Source organism: Paenibacillus sp. JJ1683 (assembly GCF_053006485.1).
In genome coordinates this window covers 530,826-543,024 of sequence record NZ_CM129820.1, presented here as the reverse complement: position 1 = coordinate 543,024, position 12,199 = coordinate 530,826, and the positions used below count along the sequence as shown (strand labels likewise).

Genomic DNA, 12,199 nt, shown 5'->3' with positions numbered 1-12,199 from the left:
TTGGATAGGATAAGAAGGAGGATTAGACGATGCTCAAAAAATTACTGCACCGCCTGCTACATTCCACCTCTCATTCCCATAAGCGGCGATACAGCAGCTCAGAGCGTTATTACGACCGTAGACGCCATTCTTCATCAGACGGATACAAGAACAGTCATAACGGTCACCGATATTACAAGGATAAACGCCGTCACTACTCCAGTTCCTAGCCACACAACAAAAAGCAGTGGCGGAGTACAACGTAACACAAGAAGCAAGCCACAGGCTCCTTAAGCTTATAAAGCGAAGCCCCTTCTCATCAAGGGCCTTCGCTTTATTGTTGTGCGCCCTTCGTTACGCAGAGCAACATCAGTGCATTTTACAGGAAATCGGCTATAACCGAAATTACAGAAATAGGGTTTTAGAGATAATCACCAACAAAATAAACAGTACCAGAATCGCTCCTACAGAGGTCCAGGCTCCTACGCCGCAACCCATACCGCCTACTCCACACATATGACTCATTTACAACACTCCCTTCGCTCATTTCAGGATCATTGTATGTAGACCTAGTCAAATGCGTAAGGGGCATTCCCCCATTTTTGCGGCGAATGCCTGTTTATTTTTAGGGATTAAAGTTATGGATTAACCTCTAACTGCAACAATGCTTCCTCCAACTCCTGCATAAACTGTCGACTATGTTCATAACGTGGACGAATTTGAAAAAGCCGCTCCAGTATATGACGCACAGGTTGACTCAGCATTAATTCTTCCTGCCAGCTTCCAGGGGGTTGATCCGGCTGAGGCTCATAATTGCTATACAGCATAAAAAGCATGAAATGCCCGACATCATACAAATCGCTGTAGAAGGCGACATCTTGTCGCTCAGGTGCGCGCTTTTCCAGCATGGCTTCGGTGAATACATCCTCCTGTCGTTCTCCCACGGCCAAAGCAAGCCCAAAGTCGATTAGGTACGGCTTCCCTTCGCGGTGAATTACGTTAGGAATACGGATATCGCGATGGATGTATCCCCGTTCATGCACATGCAGAACTCGCTCCATTAACTCTAAAATGTAGACGATACATTCCTGTTCCGTAAAGGAACGCTCCTGTTCAAAGATAAGCTCTTCCAAGGTCATACCGGAGACGTATTCCATGACCATATACATTCCGTCCGAATGTTGGTCAATTTCAAGCAACTTTGGAATATAAGGGTGCTCCATCTTTCGTATAATGTGAGCCTCGCGCTGCAATAGCTGAACTGCCTGCGCTCGTTTGCTCGGTCTGGGCAGTTTTACCGCCACCTCCTGTCCGCTGTGCCGATCCAGACAGAGGTAGGTTAGACCATAGCTACCCATGCCTAAAAGCGAACGAACACAATAACGTCCGCTCAGCAAATCACCAGGCTGTTTGGGATAATCTATCCATGATTCATAAATGTTCCTCAACCAAGCAAACATACTTAGATCCTTTCCTATACATGCCGCAGCCACGTTTCCTATGCGACTTGTCCTCGTATTCTTGTATTCCGTTATTATATCATCCACGCCAAAAGACCATCAGAGCCGGGTAGGTCTGATGGTCTTATTAGACAAGATAATGATCGTTATGCCTCTCTGCGGCTACGTGGTGTCAGACCGAGCCAGGACAACAGCGAACTGCGCGTTTTGCGTTGCCGGCCCTGATAGGTACGTAGATTAGTGATTAACTGCCGATCCCGTTCTTCCTCGACCCTTTCTTTCATCCAACGTTTATGGTCCTCTAGTTGGTTAGATAAGCTAACATTCTTCTCCACCAAACGGCTGTGCTCTGCTTCCAGTTCCTCCAAACGGCTCCGCATTTCCAACAAAGCGGTTTGCACCATATCCTGCATCTGCGCCAGTTCTTGTGGCTCTATGGACTCCTGCGTTTGTACGGATACAGGTGCTTGCTCCAATCTATACTCCATGGTTGGGGTCAAAGTCTGGAACTGTTCCTGCGACTGCATGGGTTCCTCTGATAGCTCCGGAACATTCATTTCATCCTGTAACTCTGTCAGCTCAACCATAGCAGCAGCTTGCTCCTGTATGACCGTCTCTTCTCTACCCTCAGCCGCCGCCATTATTTCTTGCCAGGTTGCAGTCAGTGACTCAGCATCCGAGATGGGTGGCAAGCGGAATTCTTCATCCTCCAGTTGGAAGGGAGCGGTTATTCTCTCAAGTACCACCTGAACGGATTGCTCCATCGTCATATGCTGCTCACGCAACGCTCTCCGCATCACCTTCAAGCACTCAACATCCTCTGAACTGAACATTCTTGACTGATTAGCGGAACGCTGAAACACATATCCCTGTTCCTCCAGCGCCGCTGCATATTTACGAAGGGTACTCGCCCCGATTCCCAGTTGCTTTGCTGCTTCCGTCGTCGACTTGCTTTCTTCCATTTAATCATTACCTCCCCGGATGGTATGGAAAGAAAAAGCTTGTATATGTAGGATTCGCGGAAACCATTGGAAATCCTTTGGCAAAATAGTTCTAATATTGCAGACTGCTAAGAACCTTTGTCATAAACGAATAATTTAAAAACATACAAGAAGCGACATCGCTAAGAATGCTCCTGCACTGTATACTCTTGAGACTCGTTAAGAAACGTCACATAAATGTCATACTCCCAATATTATTACGTAAACTTTTCTTCCATGAATATGGCTCATGTTATGATTTATACGGAAACCACTTATAAATAAATAGATACCTTACATCCTGTCTTCCAATAAAAGAATATGGATAATCTACACTTATTCTTTGATTAATCCTAAATTGCTCCCCCTATTCACCGTTCTTTTTTAATTTATCGGAATGAGGACAAAAAAATGGATATTTTCAAAAGATCAGCAATATGTTATGTTATGTAACGTAAAATGGATTTCAGGCATAATTTGTAGCATATTAACGTTCGTTGGAACGAGGAGGAAACATAAATGAAGGGGAAGGCAAGGAAAGTAGCGATCGTCGGCGCGGGAATGGTCGGTTCGAGCTGTGCCTACTCAATGGTCAATCAGTCCATTTGTGACGAAATCATGATGATTGACCGCACGTATGACCGGGCTTTGGCCCATGCACTGGATCTGTCCCATTGTATGGATTTTACGTCTACACGCACCAAGGTCCGTGCAGGCACATATGCAGACTGCACGGATATGGATGTTGTGATTATAACGGCTGGGTCCAATCCTAAACCGGGTCAAGACCGCCTATCTGTATTGGACGATGCCGTGCATATCACCAGAGAGATTGTAACAGCTATTATGGAGGGCGGTTTCGACGGTATTTTCGTTATTGCCGCTAATCCTGTCGACATTGTTACTTATCTGGTGCAGAGTATATCCGGTCTGCCGCGCAACAAGGTGATCGGCACGGGCACCTCTATCGACTCATCCCGGCTCAAGACGTTGCTTTCTGAGGTGTTTTCCATAGATCCACGCAGTGTACAGGGGTATGCCTTGGGCGAGCATGGCGAATCGCAATTCGTGGCCTGGTCTCACGTTACGATTGGCGGCAAGCCGCTCTTGCACATTTTGCGTCAGCATAAGGAACGATTCAGACACGTTGATCTGGATGACATCGCCCGTAAAACAAGGGATGCCGGTTGGGAGATTTTCACCCGCAAAGGTGCCACTTATTTTGGTATTGCCAATGCGCTGGCGTACATTACCCGTTCCATTTTGAATGACGATGGTAAAATTATAGCGATCTCTGCCGTATTGGACGGCGAGTACGGTCACACTGATGTCTGCACGGGCGTTCCAGCAATCATCGGCAGTAGAGGAATTCAGGAGGTCATCGAGCTTGAGCTGAGTCCAGAAGAACAAGCCAAGTTTGACGCCTCTTGCCGTCTGATCAGCGATAATATTCGTGCTATTTCAGGCTTAGTGTAAGCCCATAGAGTAAGTGTCTTATTCAGAACACGAACCTGCAGCACAGCAAAAAAGCTCCTTACCCTCTTTTTAGGATAAGGAGCTTTTGCAGTTTCCACATTTCGTCTTATATCTCTTTATAACGAAATATCATCAGGCCAGCAAACGCAAACACGACAAAGCTACCCAGTACCACCATCAACAGTGTATCCGTTGGCACCATGAACGCCCCGAAATTGTCTCCCCCACTCGGCATCATCGCCAATAGAGGCTGTGTCCATGGATAGTATGGACCATAGGTCTGAGAGTTGGCGACCAGCATATTGGGCACGGTGAAGACGAAATTCAAAGCAAGCGGTGCAGCAAAGCTAGACCACAAAAAGGACACCATCAGCTGCAGGGCAGCCAGCGGCAGACAAGCAACCCAGCCTGCAAGCAGGCTTTGGGCGATCACGGCCCAAGGGATCGGTCCGTTCATCCCCTGCACAGCTCCAACACCCAGCAGCGCTCCTCCAAACAGCAGCTGAGTCAGTCCGACCATAGCCATGATGATGGTCAGCTTGGCTGCGTACAACCCCGTGCGAGACAACGGCAACGACATCAGTTGCTTCCAGCCGCCACCTCCATGCTCAAAACGACAGACAAGAGACCCAAACACGGCGGTCAGCATCGGCAGAAACAGCATCGCATGTATTGTAAGCATAGCAGCCAGCAGCAACAGCCAGTTTCCTCCCGGATTCGCCAGCAAACCAATCAGGACGGCAATCGCTGGACTGACGAGCGCGAGCAGCCAGACGGGCGATTTTGCTATTTTCATGCGTTCGACAGAAAGTAGCCGCACGTATCCTCCAAGCATTACGCCACATCCTTTCGACTAAAATGAGCTGCAGTCAGCAGGCTGAGAATTGCACCTGTTCCGCATCCGATGGACGCAAATATCCACGCTTGTGGCGCAACCCATGCGAATTGCGGCCAAGCCAGCGGAAACCATTCGGACAACTGGGAAGCAAACAAGCTCCCAATGCCTAACGTAATGCCCAGTGTTACAGGTAGCGCTTGATTATGGAACGTGACCGTTAGCCACAACAACAATACGAGTATAGGCAGCGTGCCGCCCAAGGGCCAAAATCCGAGCCGCAGTAGCTCCCCTATCGGTGCAGGCTCTCCCCCAAAGCCAAGAAGCATTCCTAATGTCCAAGTCCCAATTGTCAAAAGTAGGCAGGACACGCACAGCATTCCAATGGCTAATGTTAGCTTTGCCATATAAACACTAAATTTGGAAATAGGCAAAGCCAGCAGCTGCTTCCAGGAGTTAGATGTATGCTCCACATTCGCCAACATGGAAGCGACCATCGTAGCTCCAAGCACCAGCGCAAGGGGGACAAACAACGCGATGTTATCCATCAAGCTTTCCCATAAGCGACCCTTGTATCGCGGAATCAGATAATCATAGCGGAGTCCGAAATTCAGTCCCTGCATGGCCACCAGCCCAAGGGGACCGAGGAATACCAGGAACCATATTCCCTTTCTGCGTGCTTTGAGCAGATCCGCTGTCAGCGCTCGCAGCATCATAAGGAGCCCCCTCCTTTGCCCACCACCTGCATGAACATATCCTCCAGCGATTTGCGGCGTTCCTCCACACGATATACAGCATGTGTGTTTTCCACCAATCTTCTGACCAGCAGCGCAACAGCCGCGTCATTCATGTTGTCAAAATCCAGCGCTGCCCCGTTCATCACTGAATGGTAGCCCTGCTCACGTGCAATGAATTGGGCTGCTTCCGGCTCCGATACTACGATCCGAATCCCCCCTGCGGACTCTTGTCGGAGATTGTGAATTGTATTTTGGAAGACCAGCTGTCCTTCACGGATAATGCCGACGGTATTAGCCATATGCTCTACCTCACTCAGCAGATGGCTGGATACCAGTACAGTGATCCCCCGCTGCTTGGGCATCGCCTGTATCAATTCGCGCATTTCTTGAATGCCCTCGGGGTCCAAGCCATTCGTGGGCTCGTCCAGAATTAGCACTTCGGGATTGCCGAGCAGGGCTGCTGCGATACCAAGTCTCTGCTTCATGCCCAGCGAGTAGCCTTTAACCGAGCGTTTGGCGTGCTTGGTCAGGCGAACGACCTCCAATACTTCCGCAATGTTCTCTTTCGGCACATTCAAAATACGACGGATAGCCTCCAGATTTTCGATGGCGTTCAAATGACCATAATATGAAGGATACTCTACCAACGAACCGACTTTACGCAAAATATCGAGTCTATGTCTGCGGATATCTTTGCCGAATATACGGATCGTTCCTCGAGTTGGGCGAATAAGCCCAAGCAGCATGCGGATTGTTGTCGTTTTCCCTGCTCCATTGGGACCGAGAAATCCGTAAATATCTCCCCGTGCTATTTTCAGGTCCAGCTGATTAACCGCGGCGCGGCCTTTGTATATTTTGCTGAGACTGTTCGTTTCAATAATTGTTTCGTTCAAGTTCCTCACCTCGACACCTATCGTAACGTGCCAAGTTTAAAGCCAAGGGAACTCTGAGTTTAAGTTTTGTTTAAAAAACGGATTTGCGTCCCGGCTGATGAACTAGAAATCTCCCTCTCCAAATTCATTTCGCGCGCCAAAAGCTCTGTAATCGCCAGGCCAATTCCAGCTCCTTTTTCACTGGATTGCTGCTCCATTCCCGGGCCTTTATCTGTGATGACCAATGCCTCTCTTCCGTTATCCTTCTGTACTTGAATACCGATATATCGACCGGAGGCGGCATGCCGAACTACATTTTGAAAAAGATTGTCCAGCAGACGGCGGAAGCCTTGCTCATCGACATTCCATACCAAACTATGCTCAGGCAGGTCGATATTCACTTCAAAGCCTTCCTTTTCCCACACTGGGTACCAGCTGGCTGCACACTCGCGCACCAGCCGCAAGATATCACGCGGCTCGTTATTCATGGTGTATTTGCCACTGGATAGCAGATTATAGGTTAGCAAGTTGTCGATCAGACTCCCAAGGTCCTTTAACTTATTTTCCATCAGTGTAATCGACTGCTTCCCTTTGCTGCTGAGATTTTCCGCATCCAGGGTATACAGATGGCTGCGCACAACCGTAAGTGGTGTTCGAATATCGTGTGACAGATCGGCGACTAGTCTCTTCCGCAGTTCCTCCTCCTGACGCTCACGTCCTCGACTCTCTGCCAACTGTTCAACCATCCGATTAAACGACTCTTCCAGTTTGCCGATTTCATCCGGGCGTCCGGTAGCAACGAGGATGGGCAATCCATCCTCTCCTCGCTGTGACATGGCGGCCTGAAGCCGCAGCAGTCTCCGCCGAATGCCTCCAAAAAACAGAAGCGATACGAATATAAAAGCCCCCAGAACCAATAAAATAAAAAGAAGATAGTACATCAACATGCCATTTTCATTAGACGACTTTTCAAAGAACGAACGGGGTACTTTTAACACCATATAGCCCTGATTCACATCATCCTTGCCCCCGCCAATAAAGGCCACGACTGTAAACGGTCCCTCAGAGCTGGCTTGCTTCATAAAAGCTATAGCTTGCGCCGCACTCCATTGTTTTGGAATGGTAGGTTGTGTCGGTAGCTCCAGTCTGGTTAACCCTGCGGTATCGACCCAAAATATTTGTGAATCTGGAAACATATCCTGCTGTATTTTGCGCAGATGGGCTGAAATTTGCTCTGGACTAGCTCCCTTCAAGGCGATAGCTTCTCGATGCCAGCTATGTTCAGTTTGGGTCGTAGAGGGATAGTAAGGATTCTTAGGCTTGATATCCGTCTGCAAATTCAACAGTATGCTATATATCAAGGTTGTAACAGGCAATACAATGGGCAACAACATCATAGCCAACACAATAATGACCAAATAGCGGAACAACAGTGAATTACGAAACCGCCCTCTCTGGGCTGGACGGGAACTGCGACGCCACCATACCCACCTCTTACGCATACCGTTCATTATGCTTTCACCCGATAACCTACACCACGGATCGTCTCAATGATGCGGGGTGCCGCAGGATCAATCTCCAGCTTTTCCCGTAAGTGCCGAATGTGGACCATTAAAGTTTTGTCTCCGTCGATATACGGATCTCCCCAGACTGCCTCATACATTTGTTCCTTCGTCATAATCTGGCCCAAATGCCGCAGCAAATAAGCAAAAATATGATACTGCTTTCCTGTCAGCGTAATTTCCTCCCCGGTATCACGATTCACAATACGATTATCTGGAGGAAACACAGACAGATGCCCCAGTTGTAAAGATTCTTCGGACACGCTTCCTGATCGCCGCAGCAAAATCTCCATACGTGCTATGAGTTCGTCGGGGTGAAAGGGCTTTGTCACATAATCGTCAGCAAAATCCAGTCCTTGTAACTTATCATCAATGGACGTACGGGCAGACAACATGAGGATGGGAAGCTCCGGGTACTCTTTCTTGAGCCGCTTCCCAATGGTGAACCCATCCAGGCCGGGTAACATCACATCCAAAATCACGAGTCGGCACGCGCGAGCTGCTTCCACAGCTCCATCCCCACTGCGAAGCCAGGTTACAGCGTAATTCCGCTCTTCCAAATACTGATGCGTCCAAGCACCAATATCTTGATCATCTTCGATGTATAGCACATTTGTTTTCATAATAGACACCTACTTATCGTTTTTCTTTTATGTAATGGGCATTATAGCAGTTATGGTACATAACCCACTTAAAAAGGTTAATAACTACCTTATACGACATACGCTTCACAATTTCAAATTTGAATGCAGGTGAACAAGGAGGCCTATCTGATGCTGCTGGAAGCGATATACCACCACCCGAAACGTAATTGGGCTTTTGGTTATGATGATGAAACGATAATTTTACGGCTCCGTACAAAGAAAAATGACCTGACTGCTGTTCACGTTCTTACCGTAGATAAGTACGACTGGGATCGTACTCGGCAGCTTATTCCGATGTCTAAATTTGCCACCGATGGCAGGTTCGATTACTACGAATGTACTGTAAAGCCTACTCACCGTCGGCTGAAATATGGATTTTTGCTGGAAGATGGCGAGGAACGAATTTGGATGAACGAGAACGATTTCACCACCGAGGAACCCCAAAATGCAGACAGTCTGTTTCAATACCCGTTTCTAAATCCGATTGATATATTGAAGCCACCTGCATGGGTGAAGGATGCTGTTTTTTATCAGATTTTCCCGGAACGTTTTGCCAATGGTGACCCCTCCATTAGCCCGGAAGGTGCTGAACCCTGGGGGGGCACACCGCAAAAGGACAATTTTTTCGGTGGTGATTTACAAGGAATTCTGGATCATCTGGATCATCTGAGCGAGTTGGGGATTAACGCCATATATATGACCCCTGTCTTCAAGGCGACGACCAATCATAAATACGATACTGAGGATTACATGGAGGTAGATCCGCACTTTGGGGACAAGGAGATATTAAAAAAACTGGTCGAGGCCTGCCATGAGCGGGGAATCAGGGTCCTGCTCGATGCGGTGTTCAACCACTCGGGGCGTACTTTTAAGCCATTCGTTGACGTACTGGAGAAAGGTGAAGCCTCTCCTTATAAGGACTGGTTCCATGTCCATAGCTTTCCACTGGAAGTGAACGATGGCACACCGACCTACGATACATTCGGGCTGGAACCGATGATGCCCAAGCTGAACACAGAGCATCCTGAGGTAAAAGAGTACCTACTGAATGTGGCAAAACATTGGATTGAAGAGATCGGTATCGACGGCTGGAGGCTGGACGTGGCAGACGAGGTGGATCACGCCTTTTGGCGTGAATTCCGTACGACAGTCAAGCAGGCTAACCCGGATGCATATATTTTGGGTGAAATGTGGAATGAATCGTCTGAATGGCTTCAGGGCGACCAATTCGACGCGACGATGAATTATCCGTTCACCTATGCGGTAAATGATTTTTTCGTCAAAAAAGTGACCGATGCCCAGAGCTTTGCCTTTGCCATTGGGCGACAGCTTGCCCGCTATCCACAACAGGCATCCGAGGTTGCCTTCAATCTGCTGGATAGTCATGATACACCGCGCCTGTTGACACTGTGCGGGGGCGACAAGCGACTGATGCGGCTGGCTGCTTTGTTCCAGTTCACGTACATGGGTGCGCCCTGCATTTTTTACGGCGATGAGGTCGGTCTGGATGGAGATGCTGATCCAGGCTGCCGCCAGTGCATGGAGTGGGACACCGATAAGCAGGACCACGAGCTGTTCGACTTTTATCGTGAGCTGATCGCTCTTCGCAAGGCACACCCTGTCCTTCGTGATCAAGGAAGCATCACTTTCCTGGAGGCACAGCCGGAAGGCGCTTCACTCGCCTACGAGCGCCGCAGCGACGAAGAAGTGCTGCTTGTGCTATTCAACCGTTCCGATGAGCATCACACTTTTGAACTGTCTATTCCAGAGCAGGAATGGGAGGTAGCCTTTGGCGAAAGCCAGTGGTCCGTAGGACCGGAGGGGCTGCATGTCGAGCTTCCACCCTACGGATACGCTGTGCTGAAGGCAGCACCTGCCCGGTCAGTAAAACCTGCTTAAGATGGTGGTGTGAAGACGAGAAGAAAGGCATAAGTTATGTAGGCGCGGATGCTGATGAAAGCACCTGCCGACTATGGCAAAAAACGAGATCGCCGGGAACAAGTTAGATAATTTGTTGCCGGCGATCTTTTTACGTCGAGGATGTAGCTTTTGCACAAGCTGATTATTTATTTTTGACATCTGTTCTTACTACCCCAACATCCGAAGCATTGATCGAAATGGGGTTACCGCCTTGTCCTGTGTGAGCTGATGAAGATTGTCTAACATCCACCCTAATTCTTTTGCCCTTAAAGCCCGTTCGTCTCCTTTTTCCCAATGCCATGGCCTCCTTAAGTCTTCGTGGCTTTATAAACCTCTCAATATGACCTAACTGTGAAGAGATATGCTATATGCATATGCCGCTGAAGAAAACAGGTCTCGGCGAATATTCGATCATAGCGAAAAGAGGCGATTAAAATGATTTTATCCACACAAAAAAACCGCTTCAAATGAATTACCTTTTGAAGCGGTTTTTGAGCGGCTACCTGAGCCAGTACAGCAGTCTAGGCAGGTAGCGTCTGTGTTTTCAATTGCACGTACAACTGGTGTGTCACCTGCTGCGGCTCAATACCCAACTCATCTTCCAGTAAGCTGACGAAACTTTCATAATGCTTTTGAGCAGCTATATACTCTCCCAGCTGGGCATAAGCAGTCAGCAGCAAACCGCAGATATCATCTGAATAAGGTTCACGCTGCTGTAGGTTGAGCAAGCGTTGGACGGACTGCCGGGCACGACCTGAACGGAGCTCTTCTCTAGCCAGTTCTGAAGCACATGCCAGATACATATTGCGCAGCTTTTCTCTTTTTGCATACGCCCATGGGTAATCGTGCTCCTCCAGATAATTGCCACGGTACAGAGCCAACAGGCTCTCGATACGCGGCGTACCGCCGCTACCAGACGCCGCCCACTCGGAAATTCCCCGCTCGAATAGCTCCACATCTGTAACCCAGCCATTACGGTTCAAACGATAGCGATCCAGATTGTACTCCAGCTTCGTATCTTGCATCCGTTCTTTCAGCGCCTTGCGAATTTGGTAAATGGACGTGTGTAGATGAACAACAGCCTTGTCCAAATGATATTCGGGCCACAGCGCATCCAGCAATTGCTCCTTGCTAACCCATTCCCCTTCATGGTGTAGTAAAAAGGAGAATAGCTCCTGCGACTTTAATGTACGCCATTTGAATGGCTTTGCTCCCACAGCTCCTTGTCCATCCTCCAAAATTTCAAGCCTTTGAAAACAACGCACTTTGGGTAATTGCTCTGCTGCGACGACCGAGCTGGAAGGACGGGAATCTGCCAGCGTGGCTACAATCCGATCCAACGTTTTATTAAGCCGCCGGGCATGAACAGGTTTTAACAAGTAATCCAGTGCTTGCAGTTCGAATGCTTCAATAGCATATTCCGAGTACGCAGTCACAAAGACGATATGAATATGCGAGTCCAGCTGTTGAATCCACTCGGCGGCCTCCAGTCCGTTCATCTCCGGCATTCCGATATCTATAAAAACAATATCCACACGTTCTGCCGCCAGATGATCCAGCCCGGCTTGTGCAGACGTATATTTGCCCATGACCGTTAATCGTCCGTCCGCCTCCAGCAACCGTTCCAAGTAGGTTAGTGCCGACCTCTCATCATCAATCAATATCGCCTTCATCTGTGTCCGCGCTCCCTTCCTGCTGCAACCATCCATTACAATGCTCCATGACCAAGCTGTC

Annotated in this window: 12 protein-coding genes; 3 read left to right on the top strand and 9 right to left on the bottom strand. The window is 48.6% G+C overall.

The genetic code is table 11. From position 1 onward, the window contains the following. Positions 1-29 precede the first annotated feature (29 nt). Positions 30-209 (top strand): hypothetical protein, encoded by a 180-nt coding sequence (locus ACUC6J_RS02370; RefSeq protein ID WP_153794587.1) that lies wholly within the window; start codon positions 30-32, stop codon positions 207-209. Positions 210-384: 175 nt separating this feature from the next. Here ACUC6J_RS02370 and ACUC6J_RS02365 read toward each other — a convergent pair whose 3' ends face one another. The 3 genes from ACUC6J_RS02365 to ACUC6J_RS02355 all read right to left on the bottom strand — a co-directional run bounded on the left by ACUC6J_RS02365 (position 385) and on the right by ACUC6J_RS02355 (position 2,401). Next, the gene (locus tag ACUC6J_RS02365) at positions 385-504 is read right to left on the bottom strand and encodes a hypothetical protein (RefSeq protein WP_013369112.1); all 120 of its coding nucleotides are present in this window, start codon (positions 502-504) and stop codon (positions 385-387) included. Positions 505-617: 113 nt separating this feature from the next. Continuing rightward, a complete protein-coding gene (locus ACUC6J_RS02360) occupies positions 618-1,439 on the bottom strand; it encodes a serine/threonine protein kinase (protein WP_153794588.1) in 822 nt (273 codons plus the stop codon). A gap of 146 nt (positions 1,440-1,585) precedes the next feature. Beyond that, positions 1,586-2,401, bottom strand: coding sequence for a MerR family transcriptional regulator (locus ACUC6J_RS02355; protein WP_153794589.1), 816 nt, complete (start codon positions 2,399-2,401; stop codon positions 1,586-1,588). Between the two features lie 537 nt (positions 2,402-2,938). On the opposite strand from ACUC6J_RS02355, the gene ACUC6J_RS02350 reads away from it, so the two are divergent. Continuing rightward, entirely contained in the window at positions 2,939-3,895 is a 957-nt protein-coding gene (locus ACUC6J_RS02350; protein ID WP_016818814.1) for an L-lactate dehydrogenase, read from the top strand. 106 nt (positions 3,896-4,001) lie between these two features. Here ACUC6J_RS02350 and ACUC6J_RS02345 read toward each other — a convergent pair whose 3' ends face one another. Genes ACUC6J_RS02345 through ACUC6J_RS02325 form a run of 5 tightly spaced genes read right to left on the bottom strand, consistent with a single transcriptional unit; the run spans position 4,002 to position 8,524 of the window. Further along, complete coding sequence (locus tag ACUC6J_RS02345) at positions 4,002-4,730, bottom strand: ABC transporter permease (RefSeq protein ID WP_017427211.1); 729 nt, start codon at positions 4,728-4,730, stop codon at positions 4,002-4,004. Continuing rightward, a complete protein-coding gene (locus ACUC6J_RS02340) occupies positions 4,730-5,446 on the bottom strand; it encodes an ABC transporter permease (protein WP_031462713.1) in 717 nt (238 codons plus the stop codon). Before ACUC6J_RS02340 ends, ACUC6J_RS02345 begins: the two co-directional genes overlap by 1 nt. Further along, positions 5,443-6,360 carry an ABC transporter ATP-binding protein gene (locus ACUC6J_RS02335; RefSeq protein WP_153794591.1) on the bottom strand — a complete coding sequence of 306 codons (918 nt, stop codon included), beginning with the start codon at positions 6,358-6,360 and terminating at the stop codon, positions 5,443-5,445. The genes ACUC6J_RS02340 and ACUC6J_RS02335 overlap by 4 nt, the downstream gene beginning before the upstream one ends. A 59-nt stretch (positions 6,361-6,419) precedes the next feature. Beyond that, complete coding sequence (locus tag ACUC6J_RS02330) at positions 6,420-7,850, bottom strand: sensor histidine kinase (RefSeq protein WP_447249694.1); 1,431 nt, start codon at positions 7,848-7,850, stop codon at positions 6,420-6,422. Further along, a complete protein-coding gene (locus ACUC6J_RS02325; protein WP_017427209.1) occupies positions 7,850-8,524 on the bottom strand; it encodes a response regulator transcription factor in 675 nt (224 codons plus the stop codon). Before ACUC6J_RS02325 ends, ACUC6J_RS02330 begins: the two co-directional genes overlap by 1 nt. 150 nt (positions 8,525-8,674) lie before the next feature. On the opposite strand from ACUC6J_RS02325, the gene ACUC6J_RS02320 reads away from it, so the two are divergent. Further along, positions 8,675-10,444, top strand: coding sequence for an alpha-glycosidase (locus ACUC6J_RS02320; protein WP_447249693.1), 1,770 nt, complete (start codon positions 8,675-8,677; stop codon positions 10,442-10,444). Positions 10,445-10,986: 542 nt separating this feature from the next. Here the strand turns inward: ACUC6J_RS02320 and ACUC6J_RS02315 are convergent. Next, positions 10,987-12,138, bottom strand: a complete 1,152-nt coding sequence (locus ACUC6J_RS02315) for a response regulator (RefSeq protein ID WP_017427207.1) — start codon at positions 12,136-12,138, stop codon at positions 10,987-10,989. Positions 12,139-12,199 lie beyond the last annotated feature (61 nt).